Annotated in this window: 15 protein-coding genes; 5 read left to right on the top strand and 10 right to left on the bottom strand. The window is 35.2% G+C overall.

All coding sequences use genetic code 11. The features are described from left to right. Window positions 1-33: 33 nt before the first annotated feature. Together MV052_RS05335 and MV052_RS05330 are read right to left on the bottom strand one after the other, a co-directional pair. On the bottom strand, window positions 34-1956 hold the full coding sequence (locus MV052_RS05335) for a diguanylate cyclase (protein ID WP_297441684.1): 1923 nt from the start codon (window positions 1954-1956) through the stop codon (window positions 34-36). 83 nt (window positions 1957-2039) lie between these two features. Continuing rightward, window positions 2040-2366 (bottom strand): hypothetical protein, encoded by a 327-nt coding sequence (locus MV052_RS05330; RefSeq protein ID WP_297441683.1) that lies wholly within the window; start codon window positions 2364-2366, stop codon window positions 2040-2042. 164 nt (window positions 2367-2530) lie between these two features. Between MV052_RS05330 and MV052_RS05325 the strand changes: the two genes are divergently transcribed. From MV052_RS05325 to MV052_RS05315, 3 genes are all read left to right on the top strand, one after another. Next, a complete protein-coding gene (locus MV052_RS05325; protein ID WP_297441682.1) occupies window positions 2531-3562 on the top strand; it encodes a phosphagen kinase in 1032 nt (343 codons plus the stop codon). A gap of 79 nt (window positions 3563-3641) precedes the next feature. After that, entirely contained in the window at window positions 3642-4820 is a 1179-nt protein-coding gene (locus MV052_RS05320; RefSeq protein ID WP_297441681.1) for a TolC family protein, read from the top strand. Next, entirely contained in the window at window positions 4817-5818 is a 1002-nt protein-coding gene (locus MV052_RS05315; protein WP_297441679.1) for an efflux RND transporter periplasmic adaptor subunit, read from the top strand. The genes MV052_RS05320 and MV052_RS05315 overlap by 4 nt, the downstream gene beginning before the upstream one ends. Here the strand turns inward: MV052_RS05315 and MV052_RS05310 are convergent. From MV052_RS05310 to nadN, 3 genes are all read right to left on the bottom strand, one after another. Then, window positions 5815-7089 carry an MFS transporter gene (locus MV052_RS05310; protein WP_297441677.1) on the bottom strand — a complete coding sequence of 425 codons (1275 nt, stop codon included), beginning with the start codon at window positions 7087-7089 and terminating at the stop codon, window positions 5815-5817. The two genes, MV052_RS05315 and MV052_RS05310, sit on opposite strands and share 4 nt — an antisense overlap. Window positions 7090-7113: 24 nt before the next feature. Then, window positions 7114-7863: a sulfite exporter TauE/SafE family protein gene (locus MV052_RS05305; protein ID WP_297441675.1), complete on the bottom strand. Its 750-nt coding sequence runs from the start codon at window positions 7861-7863 to the stop codon at window positions 7114-7116. A gap of 202 nt (window positions 7864-8065) precedes the next feature. Next, the gene (gene nadN / locus MV052_RS05300; protein WP_297441673.1) at window positions 8066-11308 is read right to left on the bottom strand and encodes an NAD nucleotidase; all 3243 of its coding nucleotides are present in this window, start codon (window positions 11306-11308) and stop codon (window positions 8066-8068) included. 175 nt (window positions 11309-11483) lie between these two features. On the opposite strand from nadN, the gene MV052_RS05295 reads away from it, so the two are divergent. Continuing rightward, complete coding sequence (locus MV052_RS05295) at window positions 11484-14597, top strand: CusA/CzcA family heavy metal efflux RND transporter (protein ID WP_297441671.1); 3114 nt, start codon at window positions 11484-11486, stop codon at window positions 14595-14597. A gap of 23 nt (window positions 14598-14620) precedes the next feature. Here MV052_RS05295 and MV052_RS05290 read toward each other — a convergent pair whose 3' ends face one another. Next, entirely contained in the window at window positions 14621-14959 is a 339-nt protein-coding gene (locus MV052_RS05290) for a hypothetical protein (protein ID WP_297441669.1), read from the bottom strand. Between the two features lie 126 nt (window positions 14960-15085). On the opposite strand from MV052_RS05290, the gene MV052_RS05285 reads away from it, so the two are divergent. Further along, window positions 15086-15385, top strand: a complete 300-nt coding sequence (locus MV052_RS05285) for a heavy-metal-associated domain-containing protein (protein ID WP_297441667.1) — start codon at window positions 15086-15088, stop codon at window positions 15383-15385. 9 nt (window positions 15386-15394) lie between these two features. Here the strand turns inward: MV052_RS05285 and MV052_RS05280 are convergent, their stop codons facing one another. From MV052_RS05280 to MV052_RS05265, 4 genes are read right to left on the bottom strand one after another with little or no spacing between them, the layout of a single operon-like run. Beyond that, the gene (locus tag MV052_RS05280) at window positions 15395-16507 is read right to left on the bottom strand and encodes a HAMP domain-containing sensor histidine kinase (RefSeq protein WP_297441665.1); all 1113 of its coding nucleotides are present in this window, start codon (window positions 16505-16507) and stop codon (window positions 15395-15397) included. After that, window positions 16500-17147, bottom strand: a complete 648-nt coding sequence (locus MV052_RS05275) for a response regulator transcription factor (RefSeq protein WP_297441663.1) — start codon at window positions 17145-17147, stop codon at window positions 16500-16502. The genes MV052_RS05280 and MV052_RS05275 overlap by 8 nt, the downstream gene beginning before the upstream one ends. Then, a complete protein-coding gene (locus MV052_RS05270) occupies window positions 17128-17877 on the bottom strand; it encodes a hypothetical protein (protein ID WP_297441661.1) in 750 nt (249 codons plus the stop codon). Before MV052_RS05270 ends, MV052_RS05275 begins: the two co-directional genes overlap by 20 nt. 41 nt (window positions 17878-17918) lie before the next feature. Continuing rightward, a complete protein-coding gene (locus MV052_RS05265; RefSeq protein WP_297441660.1) occupies window positions 17919-21461 on the bottom strand; it encodes an ATP-binding protein in 3543 nt (1180 codons plus the stop codon). Window positions 21462-21463 lie beyond the last annotated feature (2 nt).

Here is a 21463-nt window from a genome sequence, read left to right as displayed (position 1 = left end):
TTTAAACTTGAATGTTTAAAAATAAAACACAATTTAAATCATTTTGCACTTAGGATGAAGTTGCTTATTCGGGCTAATCAAATTTCGTATCTGGAGTTGCAGAAATTGAAAAGTGCGTAAGGTCAGTAAATAATATAAAGATTTTTCTTTTGTGTAGCCACTAAAGATAACACCAAACTCTTCTCCGCCTAAACGAAAAAAGTACTCATTTGCCCTTGCTGTATACTTTTCTACTTTTTCAGCTAATTTTTGTAGTGCCACATCTCCCATATCATGCCCATAATTATCATTATAAAGTTTGAAGTTATCTACATCTAGTATGGCAAAACAAAAACTCTCACCTACTCTTTTTGCACGATTAAGCTCATGAGGAAATATCTCATTAAAAAAACGTCTATTATAAATACCGGTCAAAGCATCCCGAATGGATAATTCTTCATACATATGTCTAATCTTATACATCTCAGTAATATCATTAAATGTCACAAGCACATGCATCTCATTCTCTTCATAAATTTTCTTTGCATAGACTGAGAAATAGTATTCATCTCCTAAATGAACTATCTTGACCATAGGATCTTTCGCAGCGAAAACTTCATCTATCCATTTTCCTGTCTCACATGCAATGGTATCTTTATACTTAGACTCTTGAAAAAAGTTACATATACAAATATTTTCTTTTAAAAATGCTTCTAAAGAAGTATACTCTTTAAAAAAATGTAAAAAAGCTTCATTTGCTTTTATAATTTTATGCCCTGTTGTAATCAAAATCATATTTGGATTTTTTTCATACAGTGTCTGAAGGTAAAGCTCATTTTTTTTATGCTCAAGCTCTAAGGCTTTACGCTTACCTATCTCTTTATGTGTTCCTGAGAGTTCAAGTGCTTCACCATTTTCATCCAGCTTTGTCACATCTCCTGAACCTTCTATCCAAATGTATTCTCCATTTGCATGAAGCATACGAAACTCTACTGTATATGGCTCTTTAGTTGCTATTGCCTTTTCTATAATCGGTAAAATTTTTGCTTTATCATCAGGATGTATTCTTGCACTCCAATCCGTGTCTATATTGTCAATCGCAGATGGATATAAACCTAGCATCGCCAACCATCTCTCATCCACATCATGCTTATGTGTTTTAATATTCCAATGCCAGTACCCAAGTCTAGCACCTTTAAGTGCCAAATCAAGTTTTTTTGTAGCTTCAGCTATCTTCTCTTGCAGAGAGTTAGTTAGAAGCTCATACCTCACACTTTTTTTAGATAAACTACCAATCGCATACAAAAGCAAGAAAGTAAAAACAGTAAAAAGCGCGCTCACAAGATAAAACTTTTTCCAAAGCTCATCTATTTTATCCATATAAAAACTAGCATCCAAATCAAGTGCTATACCACCACGTAAATCATGTACAGTATAATCTTCTTCTTGATGACACCCCATACATGCTTTTTTCATATATATAGGATGTAAATATTCTAATCTTTTTGTATCTTTATCTAACTGATAATGCGGATTTGCTTTTTGTGATGCTTCATTATGAAGCTTTTGTAGAGATTCTGCATAAAAACCTTTTGCTTTATTGAGAGGATTAACAGGAGAGCTACTTACAAGAGCAAAAGAGAAATCCCCATCTTGAAATTTTTCTGACAACATCCGCATCATCCAAGCTGGGTTAATCTTTACAAACCTATTTTCCTCTCCAAAATCTACAAGATTAGCGTCTAGGTATTTGTTTGGTTTCAGCGTTTTACTTTTTACGTAAACCCCACCGAGTTCCGCGTTCCACTCTCTTATTTTTTCTATCTCGATAGAACGCTCTTTTGCATCCTTAAGAAGTGCTGCCATGTAGTTTTTTTCTGCATTCTCAGCTATGTTATACATATAAGCTTCGATAAAAACCCACACAACGAAAACAATAAACCCAAATCCTAGAAATTTACTTTTTGTTCTGTTCATAAGAATATTTTATACCTTATAGACTAAATATTTTATTAATGAATGCTACTAAAGTTCTTGTAAGGTCAATAACAATACTCTTACTACACTGTCTCTATGTCCATAAGTTCAATTCTTTCACAATCTTTTTTAATCAGCTTGTTCAGCGTCGCATGTTCTTCTGCAAGCACAAGGATATCAGCAAAGTCATTTTTATCTACTTCAAAAGTATGTAAATCTTTAAGTGTTTCGAGTTTTATTTTCGCCTCTTTGTTATCGCTTAAAAGGACGATATTTCTAAAACCTTTTGCATATTCGCTTTTGATAATTTTGGCAATTTTTTCGTTTGCCAAAAGTTCTTCTACTTTTATCTCTTTATTTAAGTCTGCTTTACAGAGTATTTTATACGTTACCATTATTTTCCCATTCAATGCCAAATCCTTTTTGGAAATTCTTAGTTTGCATTATACTATTTATATATATGAAACATAATTTTATTTCATTTTGTCATATTTTAAATACTTTACCTCTTTTAATATACTTTACATTACGCAGTAGCTATAATCTATCTATAACCTAAAAAAAGGAAGCAAAAATGAACTATCCAACATTTCCAGCAGACTGCAAATCACTACTATGCAAATACTTAACACCTGAGGTTTTTGAAGCACTCAAAGATAAAAAAACAGCTAATGGTTTCACACTAGAACAAGCCATAAATTCTGGTGTAAAAAATATAGATAGTGGCATCGGTGTTTACGCGGGTGACAAAGAATCATATGATGTTTTTGCACCTCTTTTTGACCCCATCATCAAAGAGTACCACGGTTTTGATAAAAATGATATGCACAAAAGTAATCTCAATCCTGATGATTTGGATGCTAACAATCCTGACCCTGAAGGTGAGTTTATCGTCTCCACACGCATTCGCGTAGGAAGAAATATGGACAATATGCCTCTTGGACCTGCGATATCAAAAGAACAACGCAATGAAGTAGAATCAAAAGTAGTCGAGGGTTTAAGCACACTTGAGGGTGAACTCTCAGGTGATTACTATCCTCTCCTTGGGATGAGTAAAGAAGTGCAAGATGAACTCATCAAGGATCATTTTCTCTTTAAAGAGGGTGACCGCTTTTTAGATGCTGCTGGACTCAACCGTGACTGGCCCGCAGGACGTGGAATCTATCACAACAAAAACAAAACATTTTTAGTCTGGGTCAACGAAGAAGATGAGCTTCGTATCATTTCTATGCAACAAGGTGGTGACATCAAAGAGGTTTTCACTCGTTTAGTCAATGCTATCGACTCCATACAAACAAAAGTACCTTTTTCATACAGTGACCACTTAGGCTATATCACTTCATGCCCGACCAACCTTGGAACTGCCATGCGAGCAAGTGTGCATATCGCGCTACCAAATTTAGCAAAAGATATGGATGCCTTTAAAGCTATCACCGATAAACATCACTTACAAATTCGTGGTATCCACGGTGAACACTCAGAGAGTGAAGGTGGGATTTATGACATTAGTAACCGTCGTCGCTTGGGTATCACAGAAGTAGAAGCGGTTCAAGATATGTATGACGGTGTTGTTGCACTCATAGCTGCAGAAAAAGCGCTTCAGTAGTTTTTCATAAAAAGAGCCACACAAACACTACACAAAAAATAGCTATACTTTTTTCATTCAAATATAAAAAAGGTTAGCTGTGAAAATATTACTTCTTTTTACTCTTCTTCTCTCTAGCAGTGTTTGGGCACTAACGTTAGAAGAAGTTATCTCCACTTCTTTAGCTAAAAATCCTTCACTAGAGTCTATAAACGCGAGGATTGAAGCTAATAAACAAAGCATAAAAATAGCAAATAAGTTTGCAAACCCAGAACTCCTTTTAACAAAAAATACACTTGATTCCTCCCAGTCCATGAGTCAAACAGTTCTCACACTCAAGCAAAAGGTATTTTACTGGGGGAAACGTGACGCAGATGAAGATGTTGCTTTAGAAAATGAAAAACTCTTAGAAGAAAAGCTAAACGCAGCAAAGGTCTCACTTGTACAAAAAATCAAAGATGAAGCCTACACTATTTGGGAACTCAAAGAACTCTACGATATCACAGAGCAATATATAACACTGACAAAACAAAACATCAAACTCTATGAAGCGTATACAACTACGAATTCAAATCAACATATGGGTGTTATGAAAGCAGAACTTTCACTCTCAGACTTATATATCCAAAAAAGTCTACTCAGCTCTAAAATAACCTCTGCCTATGCTCGACTCTCTTATCTTACTGCGTTTAGCGTAAAGAATTTGGATATTGCACTCAGTATAGGAGAAAAACCACAACTTAAAAACTTACAAAACTCTCTACAAAACAATCCGCAGTTAAAAGTTCAAAGCCAAACAGTGCAAAAACAAAATGCCAATGTTCAAAAAGTAGCCTTAAGTAATTATCCAGATATTAATCTCCTCGCAGGCTATGCTTATAGAGAAAACTTTGACAATTATTTTAATGTCGGCATAGGACTCTCTTTACCTATATATGGAACAGAAGATGCCAAAGAAGTAAAAGAACGCGCCCTTTTACTTTCTGCATCTGCACAAAAATCAGACACACAAAATTCTGTAAATTCATCCTTAGAGACTTACTATGCTCAGATGCTGGTCTCTTATGATATTTATCACATTATCCAAGATGATGCACTGCCACAAGTTGCTCATATGTTTGAACTCTCTAGTGCTTCTATCTCCATAGGGAGTGATTTGTTTAAGTATATTGATGTTCTCTTTAGTAAGCTTGATCTTGAGAAAAAAAGTATACAAGCTGTAGCAAATTACAAACGTGCTCAAGCACATATCTCAGAACTTCAAGGAAAACTCAAATGAAAAAATATCTACTTCTCATCCTGCCTCTGTGGCTTTTTGCCGAGGCTGCAGCGCCAAAACCGACCGTAACGCAACTTTTTTCTGTTCAAACAGTCATAGTAAAAAACATTACAACAAGTCATAGTAAAAAGAACTATGGTTTTGTTGTAGCAGATGAGACAAAGATAAGTGATGTCACACCCCGTTTTGGTGGCTATGTAGTAAAACTTTATGCTGATAAGATTTACAAGTTCGTTAAAAAAGGCGAACCTTTAGCACTTGTCTATTCACCTGAGGTCTACAAAGCCAAAGAGGACTATCTCAACTCTTACTACTACACAAAAAATAAAACGAGTAAAAGTATGCTACGCAGTGCAAGACTCAACCTCTCTTTACTTGATGTAAACGCAGCAGAGATAGATGCCACACTTAAAAACAAAAAAGTCTCAGAGTTTACAACACTCTACGCGCCAAGCTCTGGGTATATCTTTGAGAAAAACATTGTTAATGGCACTGCGTTTAATGCAAAAAGTAAACTCTTTGAGATTGTAGACATTAGCACCGTATGGATAGAAACACAAGTCTTTGAAGATGATTTGAAGTGGTTAAAAAATGCAAATAATTTTGAAGTACACTTCAAAACAACTGACAAAGTTTATAAAACAAAAAACAAACTCTTTTATCCTCAACTGAACCCAAAAGAAGCAACCCTCACCATGCGACTGCGTTTACAAAACAAAAGCAACACTCTTTTTCCAGGAATGTATGCAAATGTCATCTCAAAAGACAAAATACGCAAGTACCTGACCCTTCCACAAAGTGCCGTTATCCGAAAAGATGGAAAATATTATGTTTTTGTTGTAGGAGAATTTGAGGGAGAATACGAACCAAAAGAGGTACAAGCAAAACCACTGAACAACACGACATACATCATCAGTGGATTAAATGCAGGCGATGAAGTAGTAAACAATGCTCTGTTTATGATGGATAGTGATGCGCAGATCAATGGACTCTTTTAGTCCAGCGCCTCGCGTACCTCTTTGGAAGTTTTTCTCTCATCCACAAAAAAGAGTAAAACACCTCCAATAACAAAGAGAATAGCAACCGAAGCAATAGATAAACGTGAACTCTGCGTCAGTAGTGCAACCCCTCCAATGAGTAAGGGACCTAAGATAACAGCAAACTTTCCAAGTAAATCATAAAAACCAAAAAATTCTGCTGCATATTGTTGTGGTATCATCTTTGCATAGTAGGAACGACTAAGCGCTTGAATACCACCTTGAACAAGTGAAATCATCACAGCCAAGATATAAAATTCTGACTCCTCTTTCATCATAGATGCAAAAATAATAATAGCAATATAAATAGCAATACTAAGATAAATGACTTTTTTCGTCTCCCAAATATCTGCTAATTTCACAATGATAAGCGTTGCTGGAAAACCAACAAACTGTACTATAAGCAAAGCCATTATCAGACTGCTACTATCAAATCCCAAGGCCATACCATAGTCAACTGCCATACGGATGATAGTATCTACCCCATCTATATAAAACCAATAAGCAACTAAAAAGAAAAAAAGCCCTTTAAGGCTTGTTACTCTCTCAAAAGTCTTTTTCAGTCGAAAATATCCTGCAACAATCAAGCTTTGCTTTTCTTTTTTGTGCTTTTTCTTTTCTGCAACAAAAAATAAAAGTGGAAGTGAAAAAAGTGCCCACCAAAGTGCCACACTAATAAAAGATGCCTTTATAGCTTCAACTTTATCTTCAAACCCAAAAAAAGAGGGCTCTTGTACCATAAAGACATTGAGTGCAAATAAAATACCACCGCCAAGATAGCCAAGAGAAAACCCAAGCCCTGAAATAAAATCCACACTCTTATCCTCACTTACAAAAGGGAGAAGTCCGTCATAAAAGATATTTGAGCTCATAAAACCAATATTTCCAAGTGCATAGATAAACGCAGCAAGTTCCCAGTTTCCCTCTCCTACAAGAGAAAGTGAAGCACTCATCAAAATTCCCAAAAATGCAAAAAGAGATAAAAAACGCTTTTTTAAAGACCCTGCATCGGCAATCGCCCCAAGCAGAGGAGCCATAAGAACAACCACAAAACTCGAAAGAGAGTTAGCAAGTCCAAGCTGTGCTGTACTTACTGTCACATCTGCACCCACACTATAATAAGATTTAAAAAATATAGGAAAAAATCCAGCCATTACAGTAGTAGCATAAGCAGAATTTGCCCAGTCATAGAATGCCCAAGCATAGATACTTTTTTTTGTGTTGTTTTGCATAAAACTATTTTATAAGAACTTCAATTAAACCAAAGTTATATAAAAGTGCCAGAGCATCTTCAGTGCTAGCAAATACAAAATCACTGCCATAAGTTTTTTGATATGGGATTGTTCTAACTTAAAGTGCATCATATAGTTTCCGATGTACCCTCCAGCAATGGCACAAAGAGCTACTACGGCTAAAAGATTCCAATCAAGGGCTACATAAGAGGCATAGGTAGCAAAAGAGCCAAGTGCAGAGAATGGAACAACAAAACTCACAGCAACAGCTACTTTTTTAGGGGCATATCCAAGAAGTGCTAAAAGAGGAATGAGAATGTTTCCTCCACCAACGCCTAAAAGTCCTGCAAGAAAACCAACAAAAGCGCCAACAACTAAAAGAGTAATGTTTGACTCAGCATGAAAAAGTGCTTTTTTCTTTGAAAACATCATCATCGTTGCACTGTAAAAAAGTAAAAGCATAAAGAAAAATTTGACGATATTTTCATCAATAAAACTACTACTATAAGCGCCAAGTGGAGCGAAAATAAGCATCATTGCGGCGATTGGAAATACAAATTTATACTCAACACTTTTACGAACAATGTTCATAACACTTGAGGTAATGGTAGTTGAAGCCCCTGCAAAAAGTCCTATCGCCTTAGCTACAGTAAAATCAACCCCTAAAAAATGTAAAATGGGGATAAGTGCTACACCACTACCAGCTCCTCCCATAGAGAAAAGAATAGAGAGTACAAAAGTGATAGCACCAAAAAGCATATACTCATAGCTCATGATATTTTACAGACCTACCACATATTTGAGATAAAAACAATAACTTTTTTTGAATAACCACACCAAACTCCTATCTAGTATTATAGAATATTTAGAATTATAGTTAGTTATAATTAAAATTATCTTTGTTTATAAGCTTTACTATCATATAAAGGAGTAGAGTTTTTAAAAATCTCTACTCCTAATGAATAATATTGTGTCACTATTTTACTTCATATATAGCTGTTGAACCACTAAACTCATAAGAGACTAAAAGAAGATTTTTACCGTTTGGTGAGTCTGTTGCAGGGATAAACTTCATCCCTTCAGGAGAGATGTCGCCCTCTATTTCAGCTCTATAGTAAGTAAGAAACTTCACATCATTAATATCACTAATATCGTAAACTAAAATGGCACTTTGACGCTCCAAACCTACAAATGCATATGTTTTTCCATCAACTACACCAGTAGTTAACGCTTCAGGTTCTCCCCCTTTATTACCACTTCTTCCATCCATTTCACCTTCGTCTTGGTTAAAAAGTTGTGGCTCATAAAGAGCAATACTTTTACCTATACTATCAGCAGAGTCATATACAATATCACCATTATCATCCCAGATAGAGAAACTTCTAGCACCATAAGCATAGAGTTTATCGTAATCACCATCACCATCAGTATCACCCATATCTACAACAACTTTGATGTCATTTTCATCCTCATAAGCATTTGCTATACTTGAATCTAAATCAAGCTTACTTACTTTTGATTCATCTGTAAAGTCACCGTATTCTCTCCCATCTCCCTCATTTGCTGTTAAAAGATAGGTTGCATTATTATATGTAAGTGATGCAATTGTATCTGGCATATATAGTCCATAAAGACCTGTATACGATTGCATCTTAATTTTACCCTCTTCTTCGATATCTATCGTATTATTTGAATCCACATCCCAGCTTTTTGCTCCAAGGGATTTAACATACTCTATTTTGTTCGTTGTAAGATCAATTTTTGCTATTGCATTATTCTCTTGAAGTGTCACGTAGGCAAAATTACCACTCACTGTAACATATTCAGGTTCAATATCTTTTGCCTGATCATTACTTGGTGTACCACCTAATCTTACAGGAGTACCATCTTCTGCAGATGTTAATGTAGCAGCAGAGAAGTTTATATCTACATATGTTCCATCTGAGACAGTAATAACCCCAACAGAGCCAATAGGATCATAGTAATCAGTGCTACCATTTACACTACTTGGCTCACCCTCATTAGCAACAATAACCTTTGAACCATCTTCATTAAATGTTACCATATCTGGAAGGTAACCTACTGTTACATTTTTGTCATAAATGCCATCTGTATTAAAAAATACTATACGCCCTTGAAGCTGTTTTGTGCCCACTGTATCATTTCCATCTTGCATTGCTACTGCTACTTTGCCATTATGAACACTCACAGAGTTTACGCCTGTACCAAAACTAGATAGATCTACTTGTTTTACAAGTATAGGATTGTTCACATCAGATAAAGAGATAATATCAAGTTTATTTTCTGCTCCATTTGTAGTAAACATTCTTTTTGAATCTGTATCGTAAGCAACTATTTCACTACCACCTTCTAAAGAAGTATCAAAAGAAGATATTTTACTGAGTACAGCATTGAAGTTTTTAATACAGTGCTCAGTAAGAGGTAGTTTCTCAACTTTTTTTCCTTCTGCTTGTAGTTTCTCCACATAGCGAACAAAACTCATTGCATAGTCAAGATAAGTATCAACACCCGCACCCCTCTCTTCTTGTACTGTAGCAAATGTTGTATAGCCATCTTTTCCAGCAGCGATATAACTGTTTGTCACCACGACATACATAGTTGTATCTTCTATAGCTGACCACCTTCCTGTTTCCCTATTTTTTATTTCAAGATTACTAATTCTGCTGTTTGCAGGATTTCCTTCATTTATGTCATATCTAAGTGCATAAGCATAAGGAAATGAGCCAGTTGAGCCACCATTATCTAGATAGTTTGTAAGAGCATCTTCAAGCACTTGTTTAATTTCGCTTCCTTTCATCTCAATTTCGAAAAGCGTATTTGCAAACGGTAAAAGCTCATATGCTGTTCCCATAGTGATATTACCCTCAGGTACAGTTATGCGCACTCCACCAGCATTTTGTATACAAACATCAGCACGATTGCTAAGCTCATAAAAAGACTTGGCAACAATTGGAGCTATTTCACTCCCAAGCGGAAGCGTAGAACCATTTACATCGCCATAATCACTGCCTGGAATTCTAATATGTGCTAACTCCTCTGCTGAGACACCTATTGTCTCTGCCTTTTTAGCATCAACCTGATCTTTGTACTTTTGTATGACTGATAATGCCGTTGTATCTTCTGCAACAATTGCAATGTTTTTACTATTAACAATATCTAAAATTTTTTCTTTTTCTGTCGCATTAACCTCTACTTTATTCCCATCGACATCTTGTTGTAAAAAAGTATCGCCAACAAGTAACAGAGGCTCTCCTCCGCATGATTGAACAATACCTTTTACATCAAATTCTAGCTCAAGGTCACCTAAAATCTTTGCATACTGCCCTGCTTGCGCAATACAGACAGTATCCCCATCAGCATTTTTTACCTCAGTTGGGTATTCTCCACTGCTAGTTGCAAATTCTCCAAAATCACCTAAATAGGTGTGAGAATCCCCACCAATAATCGCATCAACCCCTGAAAGCTGTTGTGCCATCGCGATATCATTTTGATAGCCTTGGTGTGTTAAAAGAATGATTTTATTAACATTTTGATTTATCAACATATCAATATTGCTTTGCGCAGTTATGAGTTCATCAGCAAAATCTAGTGTATCACTAGGATTTGAAGAGTCTTGTGTTTTTTGAGACGTTGTAATTCCGATTATCCCAATTTTTTCACCATCAATCTCTTTGATAACATAGGGTTTCCACATATCTTCTAAAATATTTCCAGCTTGAGGAATTACATTTGCACTTAGCATTGATATATTGCTGTCAAGTTTATTTATAAAAGTTTTAAGCGCTGCATCACCATCATCAAACTCATGGTTTCCAAGTACATATGCATCTACACCCAAAAGATTGATTGCATCTGCATCTGCATCTCCTTTAAAAAGAGAATAATAAAGTGTTCCCTGAAAAGTATCTCCTGCTTCAAGCATTAAAGAATTTGGTTTTTGTGTTCGTAACTCTTTAAGTTTTGTAACAATTCTTGGATACCCTCCGGCATCATAATAGGTTTTTACCCCATCTGTCGTATAAAAACTTAACTGCTCACTATCTATATGAGAATGAGTATCATTAAGATGAAATACAGAAAGTTTAAAATTTTCTGCCTCTTGTGTCGTATCTGAAGTATTATCTCCGCCACCACACCCTATAAGCATTAAACTTGTACTCGCAACAAGACTTATTTTTATCAAATTTTTCAAAACCATAACTTTTCCTTCATTCTATTTTAAGTACATTATAAAATAAACAGATTTCTTAATAGACTCAAAATAGCAACATTTAAACTACAAAGACTACAAGCAAAGATTTTATTTTACTCCTGCCACAAACCCTACACACAAGCTTGCTATAATTTTTCCAAACTACAAAAACGGAAAAATTATGATAGAAAAACTCATTGCTTTTAGTATTAAAAACAGATTTATCGTTCTCATAGCTGCGTTTACTTTGGCTATTGCTTCTATTTGGAGTATGAAAAACACTCCTCTTGATGCACTCCCTGATCTCTCTCCTCCTCAGGTTATTGTACAGATTAACTGGGCAGGACAATCTCCTGAGATTGTAGAATCTCAAGGCACATATCCACTTGTTGCGCAGTTTTTGGCTATCGCCAATATTGACACGGTACGTGGCTATTCTACGTATGAGAATGGTCTTATTTACATCATTTTTAAAGAAGGGACTGACCTTTATTGGGCTCGTAGTCGTGTACTTGAACAACTAGCAAGCATACAGTCACAACTCCCTGCAAATATGAACGTAGCCCTTGGTCCTGATGCCAGTGGTGTGGGCTGGGTTTATGAGTATGCACTCAAATCAAAAACAAAAAACCTTGCCGAGCTTCGTACATTGCAGGATTATTATTACAAATATGCACTTATGGGCGTTGACGGAGTAAGTGAAGTGGCCAGTATTGGAGGGTTTGTTCCTACCTTTCAAGTCACTGTAAATAATAACAACCTTGTAAGGTACAACCTCAGCATCGGGGACATTAAAAGAGTATTGGCAAAAAACAACAACGATACCGGTGGTCGTATTGTCATTAAAAATGGCTACGAGTGGATGGTGCAGGCAAAGGCTTATATCACAAACCTTGATGATATCAGAGGACTCGTAGTCACAACAAAAGCAGGTACACCTGTAAAACTTGGAGATATTGCAAGAGTAGAACTCACCCCTGCACCGCGTCGTGGTCTGGCAGACTTAAACGGTGAAGGCGAAGTAGTTGGCGGTATTGTTATGGCACGTTATGGTGAAGATGTTTATAGCATGATTAAACGTGTGCAAAAGAAGATGAAAGAACTTAAAGTTGATGATGTGGATGTTGTCACTGTCTATGACCGTTCAGGTCTCATCGACAAAGCCGTAGATACTTTAAAAGATACGCTTATTGAAGAGAGTGTTATCGTGGTTATCATCATCGGGCTTTTTCTGATGCACTTTCGCTCTTCACTCATTGTTATCATTGTACTACCGCTCACAGTTGGCTTTACCTTTTTACTGATGAAACTCTTTGGTATCGGCTCAAACATCATGAGTCTTGGTGGTATTGCTATTGCTATCGGTGCGATGGTTGATGCCTCTATCGTTATGATAGAAAATGCCCATAAAATGCTACATAAATTTGAGCATAAAGAAGCAAGAGTGCCTACAGACAAAGAACGCATTGCCATCATACTCAAGTCATCCCAACTTGTAGGACGTCCAATCTTTTTTGCACTCGCACTCATTGTCGTCTCGTTTTTACCTATCTTTGCACTCAGTGGACAGGAGGGTCTTCTTTTTACGCCCCTTGCATTTACAAAAACATTTGCAATGGCTGCAGGGGCACTTTTAAGTATTACACTCGTACCTACTCTTATGGTATTTTTTGTTAAAGGAAGGATTCTACCTGAAAATAAAAATCCTCTCAACAGGTTTTTTATCTGGCTTTATCGTCCCATTATTGTATACGGACTCAAACTTAAATATCTGGTTATTGTACTTGTTTTACTCTCGCTTGGTTACATGTATCCGCTGTATAAAAGCCTCAAATGGGAATTTATGCCTATGCTTAATGAGCAGACATTTATGTATATGCCGGTAACTCCTTACGGTATAAGTATAGACCAGACAAAACAGCTTTTGCAAAAAACAGACAAAATCATCAAATCATTTCCAGAAGTTGAAAATGTTTTCGGAAAAGCAGGACGAGCAGGCAGTGCAACTGACCCTGCTCCTCTTGGTATGCTTGAGACTATCATCACACTCAAACCAAAATCAGAGTGGCCGAAGGGCATGACCTATGACAAACTGCGTGAAGAGATGGAAGCTGCTCTGCAGGTTCCGGGTCTGACAAATTCCTGGACCTATCCTATCCGTGGTCGTATCGACATGCTTTTAAGCGGTATACGAACACCTATTGGAATAAAACTCTACGGAATGGATGCGGCAGGTTTGCAAAAATTCGGAAAACTCATAGAAGAAAAACTGCGCCAATACGACAAAACACTCTCCGTTTTTGCCGACCAGGCAAGTGCAGGATACTACATCGACATTATTCCTGATGAAGAAAAGCTTGCACGATATAACATGACAAAAGATACTCTCTTAGAGTACACCTCTTTTGCCATAGGTGGTATGAAAGTCTCTACCATGTATAAAGGACTAGAGCGATACCCTATCTCACTGCGTTTAGAAGGAGATGAAAGAAGAGGTCTGGAGTCTATTAGAGATATACAAGTCAAAACAAAACTCGGGTTTGTCCCTCTTGGCTCACTAGCAAAAGTAGCCTACAGACAAAGTGCTTCTGTGATAAAAAGCGAAATGGCAGCTCCTGTTACTTTTATCTATATTACCCCAAAAGAGGGAATGAGCGCGACAGAGTACAAACTCGGCGCTCAGAAATTTATCGATGAGATTACATTTGATTCGGGTTATTATATAGAGTGGGCTGGACAGTCTGAGTATCTTGATTCTGCTATGAAACGTATCATCTGGATAGTTCCGGCTGTACTTGTTGCGATATTTTTACTCATCTTTATGGCACTGAAAAAACCAGCACCAACACTTATCGTCTTTTTCACCCTACCCTTTGCTCTTTTAGGCGGTCTTATCTACATAGATATGCTTAACTTTGCGATGAGTATTGCTGTCATTGTCGGATTTTTGGCACTGCTTGGCGTTGCTGCTGAGACTGCTATAGTTATGATAATCTACTTACAAGAGAGTGTGGATGAACTCAAACAAACAAGAGGAGATGCTTTTAATCTACAAGATCTTAATGCTGCTATATATGAGGGAGCTGTACAAAGGGTTCGTCCAAAACTCATGACCGTATTTGCCATCCTTGCAGGTCTAGCACCTATTATGTACACGCATGGAGTAGGAAGTGAAGTGATGCAACGTATTGCGGCACCTATGCTTGGTGGTGTAGTGAGTTCCGCTGTTTTATCTTTAGTAATCATTCCTATACTCTATGAAATTTATATGAAATGGGATATAGGAAAGAAGTAAAAGGAAGTAAAAAGAGAAGAGTTTTATCTCTCCTCAATTTTTATATCAGTAGCAACAATATACAAAGGAGCATTATGAACATGCAACATTGTATCGCCTTTGCCTAATGCAAAACCATATAAGTTTTTTTCTTTGATGAGTGTTATACCGCTAGACATATCTAAGTAAGAGAGTACACCATCTTCTAAAATTCTTGAAGCACTTATACCTGTAAATGTCAGGTCAATACTATTTACATCTTCTCCCTCATCATCTTGTACAACGATTGTAACAGTTTTTGAGTTTGGAAGTTGTTTGACTGAACGGAGTTGTTCATATTTAAAGTGATTATATTTTTCTAATAAATCATTTATCTCTTTCATTATTGTCCTTTTTGTTATTATTTTGATATAGTAGCGACAAAAGACTTTCTCAAGGCTTCGTTTCTTGAGTTAAGATTTAGAAATAATTTTCGAGTACAATAAGCCTACTAAAACAGGAGAAATACCATGCCAAAAAAAAACTTTCAAGTTCAAAATGTAAAATGTGGAGGTTGCGCCAATACGCTAACAAGCAAACTCCAAGATAAATTTGGAGACATTCAAGTAAATCTTGAAGTGATGCCACGTGAGATAACTTTAGATATTCAAGACCAAGATATTACTGAGCTTCGTCAAGCACTAAAAACCTTAGGCTATCCTATGGCTGATGAAAACCTTGGTTTTATGCAAAATACCACCGCACAAGCAAAAAGCTTTGTATCCTGCGCAGTAGGTAAATTTGAACTTGCAAAAGACGAAAAAGAGTAAGAAGTATTTCTAAAAGAGTAAACTAAATTTCGTTCCTTTGCCCAACTCAGATGTGACTGTAATATCTATAGCATATTCATCACATATCTGTTTAACGATGCTCAGACCTACACCAAACCCACCTGCTATATCTGACTCACGTTTATACATCTTAAAAATTTCATCAAGTTTTTTCTCTTCTATACCTACACCTTCATCTCCTATGATAAAAACGTGTTTATCTAGTTTTATCCTTATTGTTGTTTGTGGCATAGAGTATTTTATGGCATTTGAGAGTAGATTTGAAAAGAGAAGTTCAGCTCGTGATGGAACAATGTAAAAAGAAACATCTTCAAGCTCTGTTTGTATTTTTATATCTTTTGCTTGTGTAAGCTCACTGTAATAACTGACACTCCTTTCCAAAATATCTTTAAGATTCACATCCTCTGCTTCTTGCTGTTTTTGCTTAAAGTTCAAAAATGTCAGCGATTTATAAATGCTCTCAAGTTGTTTTGTACTTATAGAAATATTTGTAAGAATTTTTTTGTCATAAACTTCTTTCTTTATTGCTCGGCTTGCACTCATTTTTAAAGCCGTTATAGGCGTATTAAGTTCATGTGAGACATCCTGAATAAAGCTCTCAATCTGCTCCATCCTTTGATGTACTGGTTTCATGAAAAGTTTAGCGAGTATAAAAGAGATAATGCCAATAAAAACAAAACTTATACCCATAACCAAAAGTACTTCTTGTTGAAGTTCATCAAGCTTTTGAAAATATTCCTTTGTTTTAACCACAACATATTTTATATTTAGATGTTCTTGTGCTGCATCTGAGACAAGTACTTTATAGCCATCTTGTTCATAATATCCTTTTTCAATATTTACTGCTTCATTGACAGGAACCAAGCTATACTCAAAGCCTTCTTCATCCGGAAGATTTAGTGTTGTGCCTTTCATTTGCGCATTAATAATGAGTCCTGAGAGTTTATCGGCTATGTGGTTTAACTTGTAGTATGTTGTACTCTCCAAAGAGTTTTTTTGCGCATTGTAATACCAATATCCTGATAATAAAACAAACAAAAAAGAAGAAACAAGATAAAGCGCTACAAAAGAGTAAAAAGACTTTTTTTCCAACTCATTCAAACTTATACCCTTCCCCGCGAATATTGACAATACATTCCTTACCAATATGCTTTCGCAAATTTTTCACAATAGTACGAATAGCATCATCACTCGGCATATCTTCATACTCCCAAAAGTTTTGTAAAAGTTCATCAGAGCTTACCACACGATGACGGTTCTTATAAAAATAGTGCAGACAGTCACTCTCTTTATGTGTCAGTTTAATAGTTTTTTCTGCTGTTTTTAGCGTATGTGTTTTAGTATCAAATACCATTGCATCAGCTAATTTCACCAAACTCTCCAGCCCAAAATGCCTTTTAATATTTTCTATACGCTGCGCTAACTCTTCTAAGTCAAAAGGCTTTCTTATAAAATCATTTGCACCTGATTCAAAGGCAGATTTGAGGTACTTTGTATCATGAAACGCAGTGATGAAAATAGCCGGTGTCTCATCATGAAAATCTCGTAATTCTTTCAATAAAGAGATACCGTCCCCATCAGGTACATTAATGTCAAAAATATACAAATCAAACTTCTCTTCTTCTGCAAGTTGCAAGGCTTTTTTCATACTGTAAGTCTGCACAACCTCATAGTCATCTTCCAAAAAATCAACTAAAATGTTTGCCAGTGCCGTATCATCTTCAAGTAATAATATTTTCATTTTTCCCTTCACTTTGAATAAAAAATTCTTGTTCTAGCCCTTTTTGATATTTATGTATCATCTTTATCAGGTTTTCAACTTCTGGTAGTTTGCTTGTAAGATTTTTAAATTGATTGAATTGTTGCATATAGAGCTTGCTTGAGCCATATTTTTCTAAGAGAGTTTCAATACCTTGAGGAATAAACAGTTTTGTTTCTTTATTTCGTTTTCGTATCTCATTCTCATATATACTTATACCCGCCAAATCAAAATCTCCAAAATAAAGAACAGAGTTTGTTGTACTCTCGAGAAAGTCCAACATTTTTTTATTTCTATAGACAAAGAGTAACTCCTTGTCATCCTCAAAAAAATAACGTTGCTCTCTCCAGTAAACTAAATTATCAAAATTCTCTACACCAATAATAAGTGTATTTTCTTCTACTGTTGGAATGTTTTTTAAAAATAGTGTACTTTCATAAAATTCCGGTAAAGGCCTATTGTTTATATACGCATTACCTGCAATATAAAGACCATTCTGAGGAGCTATGCGTTTTCTTTTCGTATCACTTTTTGCATGAACTAACTCTGTACGTGTTTGTGCCTGCTCTATATTGTCTATTTTTTTGAAGTATGCTTTAAAAGCATCCTTGGCCACAATTTTTCTTCTACTCGCAGAGAGGAATCTAATGTTTATTAATCCTTCATCTTCTAGCTCTTTGCGTAGTTGTGAGGCAAGCTGTGAATAATTCACCTCCCCGTCTTCGTATAATTTTTTGAGTATTGAATAGTGCCTCATTTGGAAATAATCTCCCGTACGACGGCTTTTGCATTTTTATTTGAGATAAGAAAAACTCTTTTATATGTACCAATGAGTTTTTCATCAGGTGCACCATTTATAAAGTAAATATTATAACGATTGGCAAATTCTATCAGTTCTTTTAAATAACGCTGAGAAAGTATACCTATCTCATCAAGTATTACATGTATTGCCAACTCTTTTTTTGTTGTTTTTGTTTTAAAAATATAGAGCATTGCAATATAAATCATAGTTTTGACCAAAACATCAGTACCGTTTGAGCCAATATTATCAAGAGATGTTTGAAACTTACTGTCATTTCCATTTTCTATAACACGAAATTCCAACACAAAACTGTCTTCAAGTGTTAGTGTTTGAATATTTTCATACTCTATAGTATCACGCAGATTTTTTAAAAGTCGAAGCATCTCTTTAGAGTTGTCTGTATCATTAAATAATGAGACACCATAACCATGAGGGTTGTCATCATTCACAGCTTTTATCTGTTTCAATTTTTCTATGACACGATTGTTGCTTTGTAAATAACGCAAAGAGAGTTCATCAACAACACCGATTTGAATTTCACCAAAGAGTTTGCTTATCTTTTTTACTAGCGATTCTATTTTTTGAGAGTTATTCATCAGTGTATTATACTCATCAACAACACTTTTAACAATAAGCCCTAACTCACGTGTTTGCCACTCTTTAACAGACTTTATCTTCTCTTTAGTGTGATACTCTTCTAAAGCGTAAGCACTTTGCAGAGCATCCTCATAACGCTTGATCTGTAATGAAGTACCAAACAGATCTTGGAGTTTATTAAGTAGTTTTGCTATTCCTTTCTCTATTTCTCTATAATTAGCCAAAAGATTATAAATGGCGTCCAAAAGCGTATCAAGTATCTCATAATGATTATTTGGCTCATAACTCAACCCTATATTCTTGCACTCTTGCATCGCACTACTTGCTTCAAATTCTGCTACTCTTGCAAGGCTTGTTTCATATGCTTTTATCTTCTCTGCGTTTGCATCTATCTCTCTTTTGTATTTGTCAAGTTCCTCTGTTTTGAGATTTTTGTCAATTGTGTACTGCACTTGTAATTTTTTTTGTTCTTCTTGTAAAGATTTGAGTTTTTTTTCATTACTTTTTTGCTTATCAATATACTCTTCTTTATCCCCTTTATATCTGGCAATTATCTCAGCATAAGAATGCACTTTTCTCAGTTTCTCTTCTAAAGCATTTTTTTGCTTTTTAAGCTTCTCAAGAGCTGTAACATCTATATTTTTCTCTTGCAGGCGTTTTTTATAAAGTTCTTCCTGTTCAATTATTTGCTGTTGTTTTTGTTGTTCTAATTGTCTTAATTGCTCTTGTAGCTTTTGTTGTTCACTATCAAAATCTCTTTGAATATTATTATATTTTTTAGTATAAAAACTCTTTGTTACTGCATATTGTTTCTTTTTTTCTAGCTCAAATTGTTGCAAAAGTGTTTGATGCTCTTTTTTTTCTGATTTTTTTTGCAAAAGAGCCTCTTGTAACTGCGTAATGTTTTGTTTTTTCTCCTTTTCAAAAACATCATAAGCATGTTCTTTCTCTTCTAACAAACGACTCTGCTGTGTTGTTAATATCAATAAAGATTTATCCAGTGTTTTAATATCCTCTACGCTACTGCGTTTATCTCTATAGATCTGCTTTTGTATCTTTTTGAAATCTTGTTGCAGTTTCTCAATTTCTAAATCAAAAAACTTTTCACTCTTCTTTTTCTCCTTTTGCAACTCTGTCAATTGTACATTTAAAGAGTTCGCCGGTATTGTAAAATTTTCAAGATTTAATTCAAAAAATTGCATAGATTCATTTTGTATAAAATCAGCATCCATTTCACTTTGTAAAAAGTCTTCATTCACACAATAAAGATATTTGTCCAAATCAAGGTTCTTTTCCTGTAAAGCGTATAATAATGAACTTTTTTGTGGTGCTAAGAGTTGTTTAATTCGCTCTATTTTTTCATTAAACAGCTCTTTTTGTTGGTGCTTCTTTTCCAAAATGCGTGTTTCATTATATCCTGCAAGACTCTCTTCTTTTTCAAGTTTCGCATCCAATATTTCTAAATTATGCTTAGACTCACGCAATTTACTTTGTGTTGTTTCTATCTCTTTTTCAAGAGTATGTATATCTTTCTCTTTTGAAAAAATAAAATGATGTTTTTTTTCATTTTCAAGTTTATTCTGTAGCCCTTGTATATCTAACTCGAGCTTTTGTATATGCTCTTTTGTTTCGCTGCTTTTTTGTAAAAAATCTTTTTCTAACATTAGAAGAGTATCATTCTCCTCGTTTCTTAAATCTGTCTCTTTTTGATTCTTTTTTGTTAGAAGATCCGTTTCTTTTCTCTCTATGGTATTGACCTGCATACTGTAACTATTTTCTAATGATTTGAGTCTATTTTCATGTCCTACTTTGAGTTCAGAAGCAATTTTTGTGATAAATTCTTCTTGTGAGATAATCTCTTGCAATTCGTTATCTAAAACTGCTAAAGTATCATAAGCTGCTATTTTTTCTTCAATTTTTTCTTCTTGATAGTAAGCAAGTTTTTCTTTTGTTCTTTTTAATAATCCTTTATACTCACCAATAGCCTCATTTACTCGCGCAAGACGCTTGTTGTAAAGTCGTGTAAGTTCTTGTATCTCATCTTCTGTCACACTTTTTTTGTTTGAGAGTGTTTTATTTGTTTTTTGAAGTGTCTCCAACTCTTGCAAAGTTTTTATTTTTGAGAATGCCAATGTACCAAGGTTCTCTTCAAGCTGATAACGTACTTTCTCAAACCCTTTAACATTTTTTATCAGCTCTTCAATGAGTGGTATATTTTTTTCATAAGCAATAATATCTTCATAAGTCTGATTAAATGTTGCCAGTTGTTTTTGAATACGCTCTATATCGATCTCTTTTGCAGCATTTAAAGATGAGACTATTACTCTTTTTATCGCCTCAGAATCAACTTTATTATTAATAAAAATATTTGCTAATGTTTTCGTAAACCCTTCATACTCTTTTGCTTCAAACAAGGAGTAATAGCGTACTTTCCCCTGTTTTACATAAAGTGCTTGCCGATATTCACTCGCACTCATTGCATTACTTAAACTTCCACCCATTTCACGCAATCCATTCCAGAGTGCATGACGTTCTTTTGGATGATTACCTTGAATAAAAAGTTTTTTAATGTCTGGTTGCGTATCTAACAAACAAAAGCGAAACTGAATTTTTGTATTTTTATAAAGCGTAACCAATACGTACTTTTTCTCTTTTTTGTATACATAAACGATGTAAGAGTCTTCATAAGGAAAATAGTAATCTAAAAAAGAGATTTTTTTTGCACTGCTAATGCCCAATCCTTTTGCATTCGCCGTATAAAAGTAGAGTATTGCACGCAAGAGTGTCGTTTTACCTGCACCATTTGCACCGATAAAAAGATTATTTTTATCCACATCAACCTCAGCATAATCGTACTTTGCTGACTTAATTAATACTGTCTTTATAAAAGCGTCCACTT

Source organism: Sulfurimonas sp. (genome assembly GCF_026988655.1).
Lineage (GTDB): Bacteria > Campylobacterota > Campylobacteria > Campylobacterales > Sulfurimonadaceae > Sulfurimonas.
The sequence above is the reverse complement of the archived record's forward strand: the minus strand, read 5'-3'. Positions and strand labels throughout refer to the sequence as shown.